The sequence below is a fragment of the Christiangramia aestuarii genome (assembly GCF_009735585.1).
Taxonomy (GTDB): domain Bacteria; phylum Bacteroidota; class Bacteroidia; order Flavobacteriales; family Flavobacteriaceae; genus Christiangramia; species Christiangramia aestuarii.
Genome location: NZ_VJVW01000002.1, coordinates 713290 through 731457, shown reverse-complemented (window position 1 = coordinate 731457; position 18168 = coordinate 713290). Strand labels below are relative to the sequence as shown.

The following is an 18168-nucleotide window of genomic DNA, read 5'->3' as shown; positions in this document are numbered from 1 at the left end:
AATTTTATATTTTGAAAAATCTGAAATGGATCTACCTGGTCATACTTTCCATAGTTTGGGGAAGTAGTTTTATTCTTATTAAAAAAGGACTTGTGGGCCTGTCGGCAACGCAGGTAGGTTCTTTCAGGATCATTTTCGCAGCCCTGTTCCTGTTGATTGTTGGTTTTAAGAGTATCAGCAGGCTTTCTAAAAGGCAGTGGAAGTGGATCGTTATTTCGGGTTTCCTTGGCTCTTTCTTCCCGGTCTATCTCTTTTCATTTGCTGAAACAGAAATAGACTCGGCCATCGCCTCTATTCTAAATGCGACCACGCCAATTTTAACCCTGATCTTCGGAGGTTTGTTCTTCAGAGCCGTTTTTACCCAGAACAAGGTGACTGGGGTAGTTATTGGTTTGCTGGGGACCGTGGGGCTTATCTATAGCGGAGCGAGTGTAAATCCAGACCAGAACTATCTTTATTCATTGCTGGTAGTAATGGCAGCGGGTTTTTATGCCATGAACGTCAATATCCTGAAAACAAGGATGAGCGATATTTCACCCCTGGGAATTGCTGCCGGTAATTTTTCGGTATTACTCATACCGGCTTTGCTTATTTTATATTTCACGGGTTTTTTTGAGAGACCTGTCAACGTTGAGATCGAAAGGTCGGTAATGTACGTGGCTGTTTTGGGAGTAATTGGCACCGGGGTGGCTATGATCATTTTCAACAAACTGGTACAGATCTCAGACCCGGTATTTACCACTTCGGTAACTTATACCATCCCGGTAGTTGCTTTGGGCTGGGGAATTCTTGATGGCGAGGTCTTCAGTTTCTGGCAGTTGATATCTGCCCTGGTCATATTAATAGGTGTATTTATCGTGAACAGGTCGAAAAACCTTATTTCAAGATTTAGAAAACAGGCAACATAAAAAAAGCCCCTGCTATAGGGACTTTTCATTTATATCTTTAATCTTATGTTTTACTCTGTCGCAAAATCTTCTTCAGAAACTCCCTCATTGACCTGGATTTCTGATACCTCGAATTCGAAAGACTGAGGTCCCATACTTTGAGCGATCATAAATGGAAATTTAACTCCGCTAACTTCTCTGTAATCACTGTAAAGTGAAGGGATGCTCATGGTTTGACCTGCCTGAGAGACGGTTTTAACCGACTTTACTTTCATTCCGCTATCAACAGAATAGTACGCGGTATTATTTTCGTCAAGTTTCACCACATAAGCGTCTTCGCCATTCACCTGCTCAATTCCGGTAACTTTAGCATCATTAACACTAAGTTCTGGGAATGGATTGGCATCTACTTTTGCAGTTGCAATCTGTTCTTCATTGTAAGGCATTTTTTGTCCCTGTGCCATTACATACCCAGACTCGCCATTAAAGACCTGCTTGTTCATTACGTTCCCGTTCATGCTAATAGCCTGGTAAGACTTGCCGTCTGTAGTTTGCTTGGATTCCAGGTCTAACTTCATTCCCTGGATTTCAGTGGAAGCATTCATAAGAACGCTATTTACAGATTCAACAGCCTCACGACCTCCGATGGCTTTTAGATATTTATCAAAAACCTTATCAGCAGTAACCGAAGCATCTACTTTCTTTTCTTCTGGTTTTTCAACCTGCTCGGCTTTCTTGTTGTAATATTTAACCGGAATTGACTTCCCGTTATATTTAAGATTTTCCAATCCCTTAAGCACTTCGCTGCCCTTACCGGCAACTACGATCCTGGCATTGTCTATTTTGAAGTATTTTTTGGCAACTCTCTGCACATCCTCTGCAGTTACCTCGTTGATGTTTTCAAGATATTCCTCATAAAAATCCTCATCAAGATCTTCCGTTTCGATATTCAATGCATTGAAGGCGATAGTTGAAGGGCTTTCAAGCGAAAGCACGAAATTTCCAACATACTTGTTCTTGGCATTTTCCAGTTCTTCCTGCGAAACTTTTTCTTTTCTTATCCTATGTATCTCATCCAGAAAAGCTACTACAGCACTGTCGGTAACTTCATTTCTTACTTCGGCAGTGGCCACAAAAGAGGAAACATATTTATCATCTCCCAAAGAGGAGTAAGAGCCATAAGTATATCCTTTGTCTTCACGTAGATTAAGGAATAATCTACCGTCACTTCCGCCACCAAGTATCTGGTTTGCAATAAGAGCAGGGAAATAATCTGGGTTGTTCTTGGTTAATTTAACCGGATTAACCACGGCTATCTGGCTCTGTACCGCATTAGGCATGTTCAGGAAGCTTATCTCCGTAGTCTCTACAGGATTTACTTCAGGAATCGATGATTCAGGTAAAGCCTTTTTCTTCCAGCTTGAGAAATTCTTCTTTACCAGCTTCTTTACTTCTTTAATATCTACATCTCCAATAATAGCCAGGTAAGCCTCTTCTGGTACGAAATAAGTGTTATAGAACTGTTTTACATCTTCCAGGCTAACATTCTTTAGAGATTCCACGGTGGTGAATTCACCATAAGGGTGATCCTTTCCGTAGTTAAGAGCCTGTCTCAATCTTCTGGCATTGAAAGCAACATCTTTTTCATTGCTTTCAAGGTTTTCTATTTCTCTTTCCTTTAGTTTCTCAAATTCTTCCTGGGTGAAATTTGGCTGAAGGGCTCCTTCGGCAACAAGTTCCAGTATTCGTGGGAAAAACTTGGATAGAGTGTTGGCTCTAACAATATTAGAGTTAAAAGAAACAGAGGCTCCTAAAAAGTCAATTTCTTCATTGTATTTGTCTTTCGAGGTATTTTTTGTGCCTGTCCCTAACAGCCCCCCGGTAAGGCTGGAAACTCCTGCTTTTTCTCCTTCCTGAACAGGTGGATTGTCTAGATATAAGATCATGCTCACCCTTGGTAACTTATGGTTTTCTACAACCATTACTTTCAGGCCGTTATCCAGGGTAAATGTTTCCGGTTCTTCCAGGTTGATCTTTGGAGCGGGACCGGGTTCGGGTTGCTTGCTGCGATCTATCTGGGCGATACTTGAGAACGCAAGAAATAGGATCGCATTTATGGTAAATAGGTATTTTTTCATTTTACTTTCTTTAAAATTGTTATTCAACATCATCCGATTTCGGCAGATAGTAGATTTCAGCTCTTTGATTCTTTTTCAGGTATTCGTTCGCTACCCTTTTGATGTCCTCTGGAGTGATTGAACGGTAAATTTCGATCTCTTTGTTTATAAGATCTGTGTCACCGTAAAGAACATCATAAGTAGCAAGAGATTCTCCAATTCCAGATACACTGCTGTTTGAGTTCACGAACCTGTTTTCAAAGGTGTTCTGTAATTTCTGAAATTCTCTTTGGCTGATCTTTTCTGTTTGAAGTTTGGTTATTTCCTCGTCTATCTCTTGTTTCAGGGTTTCCAGTTCGGTATCACCCAGTGGAAGACTTAGAATTGCATATCCGCCATAATCTTCAAAGGCAAGATTCACCGCAGCTACCTCAAGTGCCTGCTTTTGATCGTCTACCAGCTTTTTGTAAAGTCTGGAAGATTTTCCCTGTGAAAGAAGGGTAGAGATCATATCTAATACCTTTGCATCCTTTGCTTTCATTCCCGGAGTTCTCCAGGCTAATAAGAACATTGGAAGCTGGATATTAGGATCGTAAAAAGTATCTGTAACAGTTTCGGTAATAGGTTTTTCCTCGATCAGGCTTCTTTTAACCTCGTTGCCTCTTGGAATAGGTCCAAAATAATCCTCGATAAGTTTTTTGGTTTCTTCAATATCTATGTCCCCAGCTACAACCAGTGTAGCGTTGTTTGGAGCATAATATTCATCAAAATACTCATTGAATTCTTCCAGGGTTGCAGCGTCAAGATCTTCCATGTAACCAATATTCGGATCTTTGTAAGGATGTTCCTTGAAAAGATTTCTCTGAACCACCTGAAGAACATTTCCGTATGGACGGTTATCGTAAGATCTTCTTCTTTCTTCTTTTACTACCTCGTTCTGTGTTTCAACACCTTCTTCACCGATCACCGGGTGAAGCATTCTTTCAGATTCCAGCCAAAGACCAAGTTCCAGTTTATTAGATGGAAAAGTTTCATAATAATAGGTCCTGTCTAAAGAGGTGGTAGCATTAAAAGATCCTCCATTGGAGCTGATAATAGACATGAATTCTCCCTTGCCAATATTCTTGGTTCCTTCGAATAACAGGTGTTCAAAGAAATGGGCGAATCCTGTCTTATCATTTTTAAGGTCCTTACCACCTACATGGTACATTACCGAGGTAGAAACTACCGGGGCGGTATTATCCTGGTGTAGGATCACATCCAGGCCATTTTCTAATTCATACTCAGTGAATTCAACTTCCTGAGCAAATCCGGCTGCCCCCGCGAAGAGGAAACAGGATAATAGCTTTAATTTGTTAATCATTTTTAAATTGTTTTTTCAGTTACAGGGATTAGTAACGTTTGCGGTTGAAAAGTTACAGGTTTTAAGCGGAATTAGACTAATTAATCCATATGTGTTAAAATTAACATGCTATTAAGGCAAAAACCGCTGTATTTTTAAGAAATTTACTTTGAAAAATTTCAAAATGCTATGGGGAAATCAAGTATTCCAATAAAATATGGAGTCGCGATCGCGGCTGGATTAATTGCTTATTTTTTAATTCTATCTTTTTTCAATTTACATGTGAATCCATTTTATAGTCTTTTCAACGGGGTGATCATGGGGTATGGAATGTATGAGGCAATTAAGCACTACCGCCTACAAAAAGCTAATAAATTTAAATATCAAAAAGGCTTTATGGCCTGTCTGCTTACAGGTTTTAACGCCACCATTATATTCACCATCTTTTTTGGACTTTACGCAACCGAATTCAACCCTGGTTTCCTGGACGATCTAATCACTGTATGGATTACAGATTATAACACCAGTATAGGAATAGTACTTTTTGTGGTCGCTATTATGGGCTTTGCTACCAGCCTGGTGCTCACCCTGGCTTATATGCAGTTGTTCAAAAATTCCTGGAATACCAAGGAAGCTAAAAAACATACGCTGTAACTTCTTCTAGTATAGACAAAAAACTTTGTCAATTAATTAATTAGAATTATATTTGCACCCGCTTGCGTGAAAACGTGAGTTAACTTTTAAGTATTTAAATAATTAATTATACGCTATGTACGCAATTGTAGAGATAGCAGGGCAGCAATTTAAAGTTGCAAAAGACCAGAAGGTTTTTGTTAACCGTTTGGATGGTAAAGAAGGAGATAGTGTTTCTTTTGACAAGGTACTTCTTACTGCAGACGGAGATAATATTACCGTTGGCGCCCCGGCTATAGATGGAGCTCTTGTTGGAGCAAAGATCAACCGTCACCTTAAAGGTGATAAAGTAATCGTTTTCAAAAAGAAAAGACGTAAAGGTTACCGTGTTAAGAATGGACACCGTCAGGCCCTAACAGAAATTCTTATTGAAGGCATCGACCTTAAAGGAGGTAAGAAAGCAACTTCTACTAAAAAGGCAGAGCCTAAAAAAGAAGAAGCTAAGAAAGAAACTAAGAAGACCGAAACCCAATCTGATGACCTTAGCAAGCACACTGTGGTTGAGCTAAGAGAAATGGCTAAAGATAAAGGCATCGAAGGTTACTCTTCTATGAAGAAAGCAGAACTAATTGCTGCATTAAGCTAAGTTTAAACTACTAAAAACGAAATAAAATGGCACATAAAAAAGGAGTTGGTAGTTCCAAGAACGGTAGAGAATCAGAATCGAAACGCTTAGGTGTGAAGATCTTTGGAGGACAAGCTGCTGTTGCGGGAAATATTATCGTAAGACAAAGAGGTACTGCACATCGTCCAGGTGACAATGTATACGCAGGAAAAGACCATACTTTACATGCCAAAGTTGATGGTATCGTAAAATTCACTAAGAAGAAAGATGATAAATCTTATGTTTCAATTGAGCCTTTCGAAGCTTAATTAGAACGATCTTATAAATAGAAACCCTTTCCAGACCGGAAAGGGTTTTTTTATGGCTGTTCACTAAAAATGTTTAACTTTATAATTAAAAAATTAAACATAATGAGTATTGAAAAGGAATTTCAATTCAACGATAGGCAGGTAGACCGTATTATTTCCATGGCCTGGGAAGACCGGACAACTTTTGAAGCTATAGAATACCAGTTCGGTCTTACCGAAAAACAGGTGATCAAATTTATGAAGGAGCAGATGCATCCCAGGAACTGGAGAAAATGGCGGGCTAGGGTTCAGGGAAGAAAGACCAAGCACGAGAAGCTAAGAAGAGATGAGGTGAGCCGGTTTAAAAGTGATTCCCAAAGACAGATCACCGGTAACCGGATCTCAAAGAAGAAGTATTAAAAAATCCCCGCTGACGAACGGGGATTTGCAAAAAAACCAAACAATAAGGGAAATCAATTTAAAGTAAAACTACTTATCAAATTAATCTCGTCACCCTTATACGAGTACTGGTAAAGTATATTGTCCCCAACCATAAGCAACCTATCATCCAGGGGGATGACATCATAGGTGTTAATGTTGCTGAAATGATCTATTTGCTCAAGATTGGGGGTATTTTGCAGGTCGAAGACCTTTAAGCCTGCATCGCCGTCACACACGAAAAGCCAGTTGTCTTTTATGCCCAGCCCATATGGATTACTCATCTCATAGGTTTTGGCGATCTTAGGATTGTGTTTGTCTGTTATATCTACGATATTCAGCTGGTTAAAATTCTGTCCGCATTCATTCCCGCCTCGAATAGTTACATAGGCGTAATCATCTTTTACCACCACCGGGTCACATCCCTGTACATGCTGAATAAAGGAAACCTGTGTTGGATTTGCCGGATCTTCGATACTGAAAATGAACATTCCGGTAGCACTTCCCAGATATAGATAACCCTGGTAATTGAAAATAGTTTCTATCTGCCAGCCGGCATAATCAGAATGTATCCTGTTGGGTTCTGAAGGGCTGCTAATATCAAAAACAGAGAGGCTGGATTCATCTACCACATAAAGGTAATTATCCATAATATTGAACCTGGCCATGCTGCCTCCGGTTCCGGTGTTCCCGCCAGAAGCATTATCTGCGGTCTCGAACCTGTCTATAAATATCTCTACCTGTTCGATCTTTCGGCTTTCCAATTGATAGCCAACAATAACTTCTTCCTGTGAATTGAAATTAGCGAAGTCCACATAGACTGCGCCCTCTGGAGCAAGGTTAAAGTAGTTAGGAAAAACATCTTCAACCCGGCCGGTTTCCCTGATGTTGTTCATGTCGCTAACGTCAAAGACCACCAGGTCCATCCCGTTATCGGCATATAACTTATCGTTCCTTATCGCGATATCCATATTCCTGGGGATCTTGAGGAACCTGATATTTGTTGGATTGTAAGGATCTGAATTGTCTATGATGTGAACCCCTTCGTTTTTATCATTGATGAAGATATAGTCTTTCCAGGCGTAGATCTTGCCCGATTCTTTGATGCTTCTTGGCTCCTGTATCTTTACGGAAGCACGAAAATCTGCAATAGATTGGGTCACGGGAACAGCGACAGTGACCAGGTTGGAGTCGTCTTCTTCTTCACAGGAAGTAAAAGTGAAGAGACTCAAAAGGATGGAAAAAAAGAAAAGTTTTTTCATTTTAAACCAATTAGTTACTAGGTAGATACAACTGGTCTCAAAAGGTTGCGTGAATAATTATAAAATTTTTTCTGTCACTTTGTCAGAAGTGTCTTTAGTCCTATCTTTGCGAATCTAAAAACCGAAAGGTTCTAATAGAATTATGGAGAAGACTATAGACGAGAAAAAACAGGGAAACTCTTTGGTGATGGAGCCTAAGGCTTCGAACGACCGTAAACTCTTTATCGAGAGTTATGGTTGCGCGATGAATTTTAGCGATAGCGAGATCGTGGCGTCCATCCTTTCTAAAGAAGGTTTTAATACCACCCAGAACCTGGAGGAGGCAGACCTGGTGTTGGTGAATACCTGTTCTATACGAGAAAAAGCTGAACAGACGGTAAGAAAACGTCTCGAAAAATATAACGCGGTAAAAAGGATCAACCCGGGAATGAAAGTAGGGGTTCTGGGCTGTATGGCCGAACGTCTTAAAAGCAAGTTCCTGGAGGAAGAAAAGATTGTAGATCTTGTAGTGGGCCCAGATGCCTATAAAGATTTGCCTAATCTTATTAATGAAGTTGAGGAAGGCCGCGATGCTATTAACGTAATCCTAAGCAAAGAAGAGACCTATGGTGATGTTTCCCCGGTAAGGTTGCAAACTAATGGGGTTTCTGCCTTCGTTTCGATCACCCGTGGTTGTGACAATATGTGTACTTTTTGCGTGGTTCCTTTTACCCGGGGAAGGGAAAGAAGCCGTGACCCTCAAAGTATCGTTGAAGAAGTGAACGACCTGGCCGCGAAAGGCTATAAGGAGATCACTCTTTTAGGGCAGAATGTTGACTCTTACCTTTGGTATGGAGGCGGATTGAAAAAAGATTTCAAGAACGCTACCGAAATTCAGAAAGCGACCGCTACGAATTTTGCCGGGCTTTTAAGGCTTGTTGCTGAAGCGCAGCCAAAAATGAGAATTCGCTTCTCTACTTCGAATCCACAGGATATGACTCTGGATGTGATAGAGGCCATGGCTAGCCACCGTAATATTTGTAATTATATTCATTTACCGGTACAGAGTGGAAGTGATCGAATCCTGAAAAAAATGAATCGACTTCATACCCGTGAAGAATATTTCAGCCTGATAGATAATATCAAGAAATTGATCCCGGATTGCGGTATTTCGCACGACCTTATCACAGGCTTCCCAACAGAGACCGAAGAGGACCATCAGGATACTCTTTCCCTGATGGAATATGTGAAATATGACTTTGGATATATGTTCGCTTATTCCGAAAGACCCGGAACTATGGCCGAGCGTAAATTTGAAGATGATGTGCCTGAAAAGGTTAAGAAAAGAAGGTTGCAGGAGATCGTTGACCTTCAGCAAAAACATTCCCGTCTAAGAACTGAAAGGTTCCTGGGGCAGACCGTTGAGGTTCTTATTGAGAAAGAATCTAAGAAGTCTTCCGCTCACTGGAGTGGCAGGAATTCGCAGAATACCGTAGTGGTCTTTGATAAGGAGAACTATAAGGTAGGTGATTTTGTGAACGTAAAGATAGAAGATTGCACGAGTGCCACGCTTATTGGTACTCCGGTTGGATATAGTGATAATAACTAATTAAAAGGTACAGTTAGGTTTCTCAGTAATAATATCAGAAAACCTTTACTGCTCGCTGAATATTTGTAAATGGAATCAGTTCAGGCAATAAAACAAAGATTTGGAATCATTGGGGACGACCCAAAGCTGAATCGTGCAATTGAAAAAGCAATACAGGTTGCACCAACAGATATTTCTGTACTGGTGACCGGTGAAAGTGGTGTGGGTAAGGAAAGCATCCCTAAGATCATTCACGCCCTCTCCCATAGAAAACATGGTAAATATATTGCGGTAAACTGTGGGGCCATCCCAGAAGGTACCATAGATAGTGAACTTTTTGGTCACGAGAAGGGAGCATTTACCGGCGCCACTCAAACCAGGAATGGGTATTTTGAAGTGGCCGATGGAGGGACCATCTTTCTTGATGAGGTGGGAGAATTACCATTGCCTACGCAGGTAAGACTCTTGCGTGTTCTGGAGAATGGTGAGTTCATTAAAGTGGGCTCCTCTAAGGTTCAGAAGACCAATGTGAGGATAGTTGCTGCTACCAACATCAATATGTTCGAGTCGATCAAAAAGGAAAAGTTTCGCGAGGACCTTTATTACAGGCTGAGCACCGTTGAAATTAACCTGCCGCCGCTACGGGAAAGAAAAGGGGACATACATCTGCTTTTCAGGAAATTCGCTTCAGACTTCGGTCTTAAATACAAGATGCCGACCATTAAGCTTGACGATGATGCCGTGGAGCTTTTGCAAAAGTACCGGTGGGGAGGAAATATCCGTCAACTAAGAAATATTGCCGAGCAGATCTCTGTGCTGGAACAGAACAGGAGTATTTCTGCTGAAGACCTGAGGCATTACCTGCCAGATGTGGGTAGCAATCTTCCTGCGGTGATTTCAGAAAAGAAACAGGAAAGCGATTTCAGCAACGAGCGGGAGATCCTTTATAAGGTTCTTTTCGATATGAAAGGCGATCTTAACGACCTGAAGAAATTAACCCTGAAGCTGATGCAGGAAGGGGACAGTAAACAGGTGCAGGACGATAATGAAGGCCTTATTCAGAAGATCTACGGGAACAGTGGTGATGATATCGATGAGGCCGATATTGATGATGATGAACTGAACGTGCTGCAGATCCCTCAGCAAAATAATGCTGCGCCAAGCCAGGAAGAAAAAGATAAATACTATTTTGCCGAAGAGATCGAAGAGGAGGAAACACTTTCTCTTCAGGATAAGGAACTTGAACTGATCAAAAAATCCCTGGAAAGACACAGCGGTAAACGTAAGGCCGCTGCCGAGGAGTTAGGGATTAGTGAAAGGACGCTTTATCGTAAGATCAAACAATACAATTTATAGAATTAAGCATTCAGCTTTAAGCCCTGAGCAGATAAGATCAAATTTAGTATTTTGACCTGCTTAAAGCTTATTACTTAAAGCTTACAGCTCTCAACAATGAAGAAACTTCTTTTATTATTTAGCTCCTTCCTACTGTTAATGACCTTCCAGTCCTGTGGGATTTATTCATTTACAGGGGCCGATACAGGTGAAGCCGAAACCTTCCAGGTGAATTTCTTTCAGAATAATGCAGATTTGGTGGAACCGGGAATAGACAGGGCTTTTACCATTTCCCTGCAGGACCTTATTCAGAATCAAACCAGCCTTAGCCTGGTAAATAATAATGGAGACCTGATCTTTGAAGGAGAGATCGTAGAATATTATATTTCACCAATGTCTGCCACCGCCCAGAATACCGCGGCCCAGAACAGGTTGACCATTTCGGTGAACGTGAGATATTATAATACGCTGGAGCCGGAAAAGGACCTGGAAAGACGTTTTTCTTTCTACTATGATTACCCGGCGCAAACCCAGCTGGTAGGCGCCAACCTTGAAACGGCGCTGGACGAGATCTATACCCGTCTTACCCAGGATATTTTTAACGCAGCCCTCACCGATTGGTAATGGACGTAAAAGAGCTTACATATCTTCTGGATAACCCGGCCGGGATCACTCCTGAGCAAACCCGGGAGATCGAAAAAGTGCTGGCAAAAGCGCCTTATTTCCAGGCGGCCAGGGCCATAAGGCTGAAAGGCTTAAAAGAGCACCAGGAATTCACTTATAATGACGCCCTTAAAAAGACCGCGGCCTATACTACAGACAGGAGCATTCTTTTTGAATTCATAACCTCACCCGAATTCAACCAGAACCAGATCGCCAAGCAGATACGCGAACAGGAGGAGAGGCTGAAGAATATCACCGTTTATGAGGCCGAAGAGGTTCACGGCAGGCGAAGTATAGAAATGGACGAGGCTATAAAGATGAAGCAGTCTGAGTCTGAAAGGGTGTTAGACCCGGCCCTGTTTGAACCGGCAGTTCATACCGAAGTTGAGGAAAGCGAAGCATCACAGGTTACTGAGGAAAGATCTACAGAGGAGAAGCTGGGAATTGGAAAGCCACTGGAATTTGACGGGAAAGAATCCCATTCATTTTCAGAATGGCTTAAGCTTACCCGCGCCAAACCAATAGAAAGGGAAGAGGAGGCTGAAAAAGAGCAGGTTGAAACCAATGAGTCCAGGACCAGAAAGTTTGAGCTTATCGAGGAATTCATTTCCAAGAATCCTAAAATAAAACCAGGTAAGACACCAAACAAGGCAAACCTGGCCGAGCAGAGCATGGCCGCGCCGGAATCCCTGATGACAGAGACCCTGGCCAAGGTTTATCTGGAACAGAAAAACTATAAGAAAGCCATTCAGGCATATAAAATATTAATTTTGAAAAATCCCGAAAAAAGTGGTTTCTTTGCAGACCAAATTCGGGCAATCGAAAAATTACAAGACACTAATAACGAATAAGAATGAGCACATTCACTATTTTTTTAGCTTTAATAATCATCGTAGCATTTTTGCTGGTAGTTGTGATTATGGTACAGAACCCTAAAGGTGGGGGACTATCTTCATCATTTGGAGGTGGCGGTCAGCAAATGGGAGGTGTTAAGAAAACCACAGATTTTCTTGACAAATCTACCTGGACCCTTGCTACTTTATTATTGGTATTGATCCTCCTTTCTAATGTGACTATCATGGATGCTCCTGCAAGTGCAGCTTCCGGAGTTTTTGAAAGCGATGAACCAGTGAATACTGAAGCTCCTGCGACACAGGCGCCGGCAGCACAACCGGTGGAAACTGACAGCGCGCAGTAAATTTCACAAAATATTATATTTTGAAAATGCCAGCTTATGACAAGCTGGCATTTTTTATTGGGTATTGGCAGGAATAAGCTAGTGGCATAATTTTAGAAATATCCCTAACCGAATTTGAAAAATTAATTAATCTAATAATAAAATTTATAAAAATGGGACTAAACATTAAACCGCTTTCAGACAGGGTTGTTATTGAGCCTGTTGCCGCAGAGAACAAAACTGCTTCTGGTATTATTATTCCTGAAACTGCTAAAGAAAAACCGCAAAAAGGAAAAGTAGTAGCTGTAGGTAAAGGTACCAAGGAACATGAGATGACTGTGAAAGAAGGAGATATGGTGCTTTACGGTAAGTACGCCGGTACCGAGCTAAAGCTGGAAGGTACAGATTATCTTATCATGCGGGAAGATGATATACTTGCGATAGTATAAGTTTCAACACGATAAACTTTTCCTGCTTCCGCAGGAGATCGATTCAATAAAAATTAATTAACCATATTTTTTCTTCAGCTGAATAAGCTTTAGAATTCTAAAATCTATAAAAATGGCAAAAGATATAAAATTTGACATCCAGGCCCGTAACGGGATCAAACGTGGAGTAGATGCATTGGCTAATGCTGTAAAGGTAACTTTAGGACCTAAGGGTCGTAACGTGATCATCAGCAAGTCTTTTGGTGCGCCAACCGTAACTAAAGATGGGGTTACCGTAGCTAAAGAGATCGAACTTGAAGATGCTCTTGAGAACATGGGAGCACAGATGGTGAAGGAAGTTGCTTCAAAAACCAACGATCTCGCCGGTGATGGTACTACCACTGCAACCGTTCTTGCCCAGGCTATCGTAAAAGAAGGTCTTAAGAACGTTGCTGCAGGTGCAAACCCAATGGATCTTAAAAGAGGTATAGATAAAGCGGTATTATCGCTTACAGAAGATCTTGCCAAGCAAACCAAAGAGGTTGGAGATTCTTCAGAAAAGATCAAGCAGGTAGCTTCTATTTCTGCCAACAACGACGATAAGATCGGCGACCTGATCGCCCAGGCTTTCGGAAAAGTTGGTAAAGAAGGAGTTATTACTGTCGAGGAAGCAAAAGGAACTGAAACTCACGTAGACGTGGTTGAAGGTATGCAGTTCGACAGAGGATACCTTTCTCCTTACTTCGTGACCAATTCAGAAAAAATGACCGCAGATCTTGAAGATCCTTATATCCTTCTTTTTGACAAGAAGATCTCTTCAATGAAAGACCTGCTTCCTGTTCTTGAGCCAGTAGCTCAGTCTGGAAAACCATTATTGATCATTGCTGAAGATGTAGACGGGGAAGCCCTTGCTACCCTAGTAGTGAACAAATTAAGAGGATCACTTAAGATCGCAGCTGTGAAGGCTCCAGGATTTGGTGACCGTAGAAAAGCAATGTTAGAGGATATCGCGATCCTTACAGGAGGAACTGTAATTTCTGAAGAAAGAGGATTCACTCTTGAGAACGCGACCATCGACATGCTTGGTACTGCCGAAAAAGTAGCTATAGATAAGGATAACACTACTATCGTGAACGGTTCTGGTAAGAACGAGGATATCGAGAACAGAGTGAACCAGATCAAAGCTCAGATAGAGTCTACTACTTCAGATTATGACAAGGAAAAGCTTCAGGAGCGTCTTGCTAAGCTTGCTGGGGGTGTTGCCGTACTTTATGTAGGTGCAGCTTCAGAAGTAGAAATGAAAGAAAAGAAAGACCGTGTAGATGATGCTCTTCACGCAACCAGAGCGGCTGTGGAGGAAGGTATCGTTGCCGGTGGTGGTGTTGCTCTGGTAAGAGCACAGGCTGTACTTTCTAAGCTTAAAGCTGAAAATGACGATGAAGCAACCGGAATCCAGATCGTGGCGAGAGCTATTGAAGCTCCTCTAAGAACGATCGTTGAGAACGCCGGAGGTGAAGGTTCTGTAGTAATCAACAAAGTACTTGAAGGTAAGAAAGACTTTGGATACGATGCTAAGACCGATACTTATGTAGACATGATGAAAGCTGGTATTATCGATCCTAAGAAAGTAACCAGAGTAGCTCTTGAGAACGCTGCTTCTGTTGCCGGAATGATTCTTACTACCGAGTGTGCATTGATCGACCTTCCTGAAGAAAATACCGGTGGCGGAGGAATGCCACAAGGTATGGGAGGCGGAATGCCAGGAATGATGTAAGATGAACATCAGACGTTAGATCTTAGACTTGAGATTTAATTGATTAAATAAAAAAACCCGCTTCTTCATGAGGCGGGTTTTTTGTTTTAAACCTATATGAGTTAAACTACTTTGGTTCTTTCATAAAATCAAATCCTCCCTTACGCAGGTTGATCCCGAATTCAAGGTAAGCTTTCAGACAGGCAAGGAAATTGGCCCATCCGCCAGAATTCCTGCCATACCATTCCAGGCCTTCCTGGTTAATGGGCATTTTCCCCTCGGTGATATTTACCAGGGTTTTATTATGTGCTAAGGCCTCTAATTTAAAATCTACCTGTAGTGTCTTTTCTGGTGCTCCTTCCCATTCCAGAAGGATTTGTTGAGGTTTCACAATCTTTTTAACGTGTACTGGGAACTTCATATCGAATTCGGGGAATTTCCAGGTAACAGATTTGCCTTCCTCCAGCCGGCCGGTACTTTCAGATATAAAATAATTTGACATTTTCTCGGGGTCTGCAATGGCCTCGAAAACTTCATCGATGGGTTTGCCTATCTGTAAGGCAGCTTTTATTTCCAGGTCTTTCATGCTTGGTTGGTTTTATTCCTTAAATATCGGTTTTTAGGATAAATATCCCAACTATGCAATCAATCCTGCTCTTCCTCTATTTCGTCGTTCACCAGCTTCTTCTTGGTTCTCAGGAAGTATTTAGGACTTACCCCGTACTTCTCTTTAAAGATCTTTGAAAAATAGCTTCGGTTATTAAGCCCAATGCTAGTTACGATCTCAGAGATGTTCTTTTCAGAAAGCTGGAGCATTTCCTTGGCCGCTTCCAGTTTCACATGCTGCATGTATTTGTTTACGGTAAGATTATATACATATTTAAAGCCTTCCTGAAGTTTATTCACATTGGTGCCGGCTTCCTTGGCCAGGGATTCTACGGTAAGATTGGTGCTTAGATCGCCCTGTATCCTTTTGGCAACATAATCTACCTTTTCGATATCAGACTTACGAAGTATTTTTGGTAGGTTCCCGCCATTAGCGTCATCTTCATACTGTGCGATCTGTATCACGAGCATTTCAAAAGCCTTGCCTTCCAGAAAGAGATTTCTCAGGAATCCGGTATAATCTTTTGCGCTAATGTCGTCCATAAGGTCTGCCGCCTTGATGCTGTAATTACCCTGGTAAAAGAACTGTTTCTTGGAAACCGCATCCTGGAATAATTCCTTCAAGGTTGGGTCAAGGTCCTTAAAGTCATAATTAGACCTGTGGGTAAATACAGACCTTATGATCTCCAGGCTGGAGACATGGGAGGCCACGTTCTTTTTAAAATAAAGCACATGCCCGTCATAACCGTTGCTGCTTACCACGATGTTCTGGTAGGTGTCAATTTTATGGATCTTGGAGTCCTGCTGGAAACGATGTTCTACGCTACCTTCAGAACAGAATATGAATTTTAAGGGGTGTACGGTGTTCAGGGAAAAATGAATTTCGATATCCTCGTAGAATTTGCAGTTATAAGTGATGATGCCCATTCCAGAATCAAAACTTACCCCACGGATATATCCTTCACCCAGTTTTTCAGGAATTTTTACGGTAAGTTCCCCGCTATTATTTATTAATTCACTCTGTAGCGTCTCGGAGATGTCTTCGAGGATCTCATTTACCGGTAGGGTCTTAACATCAATTCTCATTTTCCTGTTTCGTACTATTCACGCTCCTTAAAGTTAAGCGTTTTTAAACTAATAATTTTATGATAAAAGTGTCGTAAAATTAAAATTTGTGTGAAAAAACTAAGAATACAGTCTTAAATTATCAGGCTTTGAACTAATGGTAATGCGAAAAACGTTATTCCAAAATAGTATTCCTCCCGTTTTACTGGGATTATGGCCTGTTTTCCATTTTTGAAGGATTTGTTAAATCTTTTTATAGGTCTTGGGAAGGCCTTATTTTCAGGAAAAACAATAATTATGAGTGCAGACAAAGACAGATCATCACCGGTTTCTACCAAACATGATAAGACAGAACAGGGTGTAAACCAATCTACAGAAACCAGGACCGGAAATTCAGGTTCTAAATTATGGATTGTTATAGCGGTGGTTATCGTATTTTTACTTATCATCCTGTCTATAACCGGAGTTGTGAACCTGTAAATCCACAACTCCTTATTTTTCGTAAATTTTATAGTACTTAAACGAGTATAAGCACACTATTATGTCTAAAACTTATTATGATCCTGCCGATCTTAGGAAATTCGGCGAAATAACAGAGTGGAGTGAAGAACTGGGTAAAAAGTTCTTCGATTATTATGGAAAGGTTTTCGAAGAGGGAGCCCTTTCTGCCCGGGAAAAATCTTTGATCGCCCTCGCGGTCTCTCACGTGGTGAAATGTCCTTATTGCATAGATGCCTATACCAAGGATGGCTTGCAAAGAGGGATCACCAAAGAAGAGATGATGGAGGCTGTGCATGCCGGGGCCGCCATAGAAAGCGGCGCTACCCTGGTACATGGGGTGCAAATGATGAACAAATACAAAAAGCTGAGTATGTAAGTTTTTTCGTATTTGCTGAACTAACTTTACAACTCAAGAATTAATCTATGACGATAAAGTCGCTAAAAGCCAGGAAAAACGATCTTTCCAGTCCGGAAAATCAATTGAAATTCTTAAGCAATGGGATCTTCAGAAAAGGAGAACTCCCTACCTTCAAGGAAAAGATCGCCGAGTCTGGAAAATTCCCCCTAAAGCCAAAAAAACTTGAGATTTTGCAGATCAATCTTGGGTATATGTGTAACCAGGTTTGTTCTCATTGTCACGTAGATGCCGGTCCGGATAGAAAGGAGATCATGACGCGGGAGACCATGCAGGAATGCCTTGAGGTTATAAAGAACACGGGTGCCCATACCCTCGACCTAACAGGCGGCGCACCAGAAATGAACCCGAATTTCAGGTGGTTCGTGGAGGAAGCTGCAAAAGCCGGGATCAGGGATTTCATCGTACGTTCTAACCTTACCATAATACTTGCGAATAAAAAATTCCATGACCTTCCCGATTTCTTCAAGAAGCATAATGTACATGTGGTCTCTTCCCTTCCTTTTTATAAAAGGGAAAAGACAGATAAGCAAAGAGGTAGTGGCGTTTTCGATAAATCTATCAGCGCCCTGCAGATGCTGAATAAGGTGGGATATGCCCAGGAAGGTACAGGTCTAAAACTTGACCTGGTTTATAATCCTTCGGGAGCATTTCTGCCAACCAATCAGGAGGCTATGGAAAGGGATTTCAAGGTAGCCCTTAAAGAAGATTTCGATATAGACTTCGATAATCTTTTTGCGATCACTAACCTTCCCATCAGCAGGTTTTTGGAATATCTGATCGCTTCTGAAAACTACGAGGATTATATGTATTCCCTGGTAGAAGCCTATAATCCTGCGGCTGTGGAGAACGTCATGTGTACCAATACCATTTCCATAAGTTGGGATGGCTGGTTATACGATTGTGACTTCAATCAGATGCTGGGACTAAAAGTGGATAGTAAGGTGAAGCATATCAGCGATTATAATGAGGACCTGTTGAATGACAGGGAAATTATCATTTCACAGCATTGCTACGGTTGTACGGCCGGCGCAGGCAGCAGCTGCCAGGGAAGCCTGTCTTAAAAT

20 protein-coding genes are annotated in these 18168 nt (G+C 41.4%); 15 read left to right on the top strand and 5 right to left on the bottom strand.

The genetic code is table 11. The features are described 5' to 3' along the window. Window positions 1–11 precede the first annotated feature (11 nt). Window positions 12–908 (top strand): DMT family transporter, encoded by an 897-nt coding sequence (locus tag FLP08_RS07320; RefSeq protein WP_156275468.1) that lies wholly within the window; start codon window positions 12–14, stop codon window positions 906–908. Between the two features lie 50 nt (window positions 909–958). Here FLP08_RS07320 and FLP08_RS07315 read toward each other — a convergent pair whose 3' ends face one another. Continuing rightward, entirely contained in the window at window positions 959–3025 is a 2067-nt protein-coding gene (locus FLP08_RS07315) for a M16 family metallopeptidase (RefSeq protein WP_156275466.1), read from the bottom strand. A gap of 19 nt (window positions 3026–3044) precedes the next feature. Beyond that, window positions 3045–4367 carry a M16 family metallopeptidase gene (locus tag FLP08_RS07310; protein WP_156275464.1) on the bottom strand — a complete coding sequence of 441 codons (1323 nt, stop codon included), beginning with the start codon at window positions 4365–4367 and terminating at the stop codon, window positions 3045–3047. Between the two features lie 168 nt (window positions 4368–4535). On the opposite strand from FLP08_RS07310, the gene FLP08_RS07305 reads away from it, so the two are divergent. The 4 genes from FLP08_RS07305 (at window position 4536) to FLP08_RS07290 (ending at window position 6311) form a co-directional block, all read left to right on the top strand. Continuing rightward, window positions 4536–5000: a DUF4199 domain-containing protein gene (locus FLP08_RS07305; protein WP_156275462.1), complete on the top strand. Its 465-nt coding sequence runs from the start codon at window positions 4536–4538 to the stop codon at window positions 4998–5000. 115 nt (window positions 5001–5115) lie between these two features. Continuing rightward, entirely contained in the window at window positions 5116–5625 is a 510-nt protein-coding gene (gene rplU / locus FLP08_RS07300) for a 50S ribosomal protein L21 (protein WP_156275461.1), read from the top strand. Window positions 5626–5651: 26 nt separating this feature from the next. Further along, the gene (gene rpmA / locus FLP08_RS07295; protein ID WP_156275460.1) at window positions 5652–5912 is read left to right on the top strand and encodes a 50S ribosomal protein L27; all 261 of its coding nucleotides are present in this window, start codon (window positions 5652–5654) and stop codon (window positions 5910–5912) included. Between the two features lie 102 nt (window positions 5913–6014). Continuing rightward, window positions 6015–6311, top strand: a complete 297-nt coding sequence (locus FLP08_RS07290) for a TIGR03643 family protein (protein ID WP_156275459.1) — start codon at window positions 6015–6017, stop codon at window positions 6309–6311. A gap of 53 nt (window positions 6312–6364) precedes the next feature. On the opposite strand, the gene FLP08_RS07285 is transcribed toward FLP08_RS07290, so the two are convergent. Next, window positions 6365–7591 (bottom strand): LVIVD repeat-containing protein, encoded by a 1227-nt coding sequence (locus FLP08_RS07285; protein WP_156275457.1) that lies wholly within the window; start codon window positions 7589–7591, stop codon window positions 6365–6367. A gap of 142 nt (window positions 7592–7733) precedes the next feature. On the opposite strand from FLP08_RS07285, the gene miaB reads away from it, so the two are divergent. The 7 genes from miaB to groL all read left to right on the top strand — a co-directional run bounded on the left by miaB (window position 7734) and on the right by groL (window position 14535). After that, window positions 7734–9179: a tRNA (N6-isopentenyl adenosine(37)-C2)-methylthiotransferase MiaB gene (gene miaB / locus FLP08_RS07280; protein ID WP_156275455.1), complete on the top strand. Its 1446-nt coding sequence runs from the start codon at window positions 7734–7736 to the stop codon at window positions 9177–9179. 69 nt (window positions 9180–9248) lie between these two features. Continuing rightward, a complete protein-coding gene (locus FLP08_RS07275) occupies window positions 9249–10514 on the top strand; it encodes a sigma-54 interaction domain-containing protein (protein ID WP_156275453.1) in 1266 nt (421 codons plus the stop codon). A 96-nt stretch (window positions 10515–10610) separates the two neighbouring features. Then, on the top strand, window positions 10611–11117 hold the full coding sequence (locus tag FLP08_RS07270; RefSeq protein WP_156275451.1) for an LptE family protein: 507 nt from the start codon (window positions 10611–10613) through the stop codon (window positions 11115–11117). After that, on the top strand, window positions 11117–12007 hold the full coding sequence (locus tag FLP08_RS07265; protein WP_156275449.1) for a DUF8458 domain-containing protein: 891 nt from the start codon (window positions 11117–11119) through the stop codon (window positions 12005–12007). Before FLP08_RS07270 ends, FLP08_RS07265 begins: the two co-directional genes overlap by 1 nt. Before the next feature lie 2 nt (window positions 12008–12009). Next, window positions 12010–12354, top strand: a complete 345-nt coding sequence (secG, locus tag FLP08_RS07260; RefSeq protein ID WP_156275447.1) for a preprotein translocase subunit SecG — start codon at window positions 12010–12012, stop codon at window positions 12352–12354. A 152-nt stretch (window positions 12355–12506) separates the two neighbouring features. Further along, window positions 12507–12782: a co-chaperone GroES gene (locus tag FLP08_RS07255; RefSeq protein ID WP_156275446.1), complete on the top strand. Its 276-nt coding sequence runs from the start codon at window positions 12507–12509 to the stop codon at window positions 12780–12782. A 112-nt stretch (window positions 12783–12894) separates the two neighbouring features. After that, entirely contained in the window at window positions 12895–14535 is a 1641-nt protein-coding gene (gene groL / locus FLP08_RS07250; protein ID WP_156275445.1) for a chaperonin GroEL, read from the top strand. Between the two features lie 106 nt (window positions 14536–14641). Here the strand turns inward: groL and FLP08_RS07245 are convergent, their stop codons facing one another. After that, a complete protein-coding gene (locus FLP08_RS07245; protein ID WP_156275443.1) occupies window positions 14642–15100 on the bottom strand; it encodes an SRPBCC family protein in 459 nt (152 codons plus the stop codon). A gap of 59 nt (window positions 15101–15159) precedes the next feature. Further along, complete coding sequence (locus FLP08_RS07240) at window positions 15160–16206, bottom strand: helix-turn-helix transcriptional regulator (RefSeq protein WP_156275441.1); 1047 nt, start codon at window positions 16204–16206, stop codon at window positions 15160–15162. 276 nt (window positions 16207–16482) lie between these two features. On the opposite strand from FLP08_RS07240, the gene FLP08_RS07235 reads away from it, so the two are divergent. The 3 genes from FLP08_RS07235 (at window position 16483) to arsS (ending at window position 18165) form a co-directional block, all read left to right on the top strand. Beyond that, window positions 16483–16665 (top strand): hypothetical protein, encoded by a 183-nt coding sequence (locus FLP08_RS07235; RefSeq protein WP_156275440.1) that lies wholly within the window; start codon window positions 16483–16485, stop codon window positions 16663–16665. A 61-nt stretch (window positions 16666–16726) separates the two neighbouring features. Continuing rightward, complete coding sequence (locus tag FLP08_RS07230) at window positions 16727–17062, top strand: arsenosugar biosynthesis-associated peroxidase-like protein (RefSeq protein ID WP_013073569.1); 336 nt, start codon at window positions 16727–16729, stop codon at window positions 17060–17062. Window positions 17063–17109: 47 nt separating this feature from the next. Then, entirely contained in the window at window positions 17110–18165 is a 1056-nt protein-coding gene (gene arsS / locus FLP08_RS07225) for an arsenosugar biosynthesis radical SAM (seleno)protein ArsS (protein WP_156275439.1), read from the top strand. The last annotated feature ends 3 nt before the right edge of the window (window positions 18166–18168 follow it).

Coding starts and splice junctions, on each gene's coding strand:
- FLP08_RS07315 (WP_156275466.1), bottom strand. CDS start 3,025: ATGAAAAAATACCTATTTACCATAAATGCGATCCTATTTCTTGCGTTC.
- FLP08_RS07310 (WP_156275464.1), bottom strand. CDS start 4,367: ATGATTAACAAATTAAAGCTATTATCCTGTTTCCTCTTCGCGGGGGCA.
- FLP08_RS07305 (WP_156275462.1), top strand. CDS start 4,536: ATGGGGAAATCAAGTATTCCAATAAAATATGGAGTCGCGATCGCGGCT.
- rplU (WP_156275461.1), top strand. CDS start 5,116: ATGTACGCAATTGTAGAGATAGCAGGGCAGCAATTTAAAGTTGCAAAA.
- rpmA (WP_156275460.1), top strand. CDS start 5,652: ATGGCACATAAAAAAGGAGTTGGTAGTTCCAAGAACGGTAGAGAATCA.
- FLP08_RS07290 (WP_156275459.1), top strand. CDS start 6,015: ATGAGTATTGAAAAGGAATTTCAATTCAACGATAGGCAGGTAGACCGT.
- FLP08_RS07285 (WP_156275457.1), bottom strand. CDS start 7,591: ATGAAAAAACTTTTCTTTTTTTCCATCCTTTTGAGTCTCTTCACTTTT.
- miaB (WP_156275455.1), top strand. CDS start 7,734: ATGGAGAAGACTATAGACGAGAAAAAACAGGGAAACTCTTTGGTGATG.
- FLP08_RS07275 (WP_156275453.1), top strand. CDS start 9,249: ATGGAATCAGTTCAGGCAATAAAACAAAGATTTGGAATCATTGGGGAC.
- FLP08_RS07270 (WP_156275451.1), top strand. CDS start 10,611: ATGAAGAAACTTCTTTTATTATTTAGCTCCTTCCTACTGTTAATGACC.
- FLP08_RS07265 (WP_156275449.1), top strand. CDS start 11,117: ATGGACGTAAAAGAGCTTACATATCTTCTGGATAACCCGGCCGGGATC.
- secG (WP_156275447.1), top strand. CDS start 12,010: ATGAGCACATTCACTATTTTTTTAGCTTTAATAATCATCGTAGCATTT.
- FLP08_RS07255 (WP_156275446.1), top strand. CDS start 12,507: ATGGGACTAAACATTAAACCGCTTTCAGACAGGGTTGTTATTGAGCCT.
- groL (WP_156275445.1), top strand. CDS start 12,895: ATGGCAAAAGATATAAAATTTGACATCCAGGCCCGTAACGGGATCAAA.
- FLP08_RS07245 (WP_156275443.1), bottom strand. CDS start 15,100: ATGAAAGACCTGGAAATAAAAGCTGCCTTACAGATAGGCAAACCCATC.
- FLP08_RS07240 (WP_156275441.1), bottom strand. CDS start 16,206: ATGAGAATTGATGTTAAGACCCTACCGGTAAATGAGATCCTCGAAGAC.
- FLP08_RS07235 (WP_156275440.1), top strand. CDS start 16,483: ATGAGTGCAGACAAAGACAGATCATCACCGGTTTCTACCAAACATGAT.
- FLP08_RS07230 (WP_013073569.1), top strand. CDS start 16,727: ATGTCTAAAACTTATTATGATCCTGCCGATCTTAGGAAATTCGGCGAA.
- arsS (WP_156275439.1), top strand. CDS start 17,110: ATGACGATAAAGTCGCTAAAAGCCAGGAAAAACGATCTTTCCAGTCCG.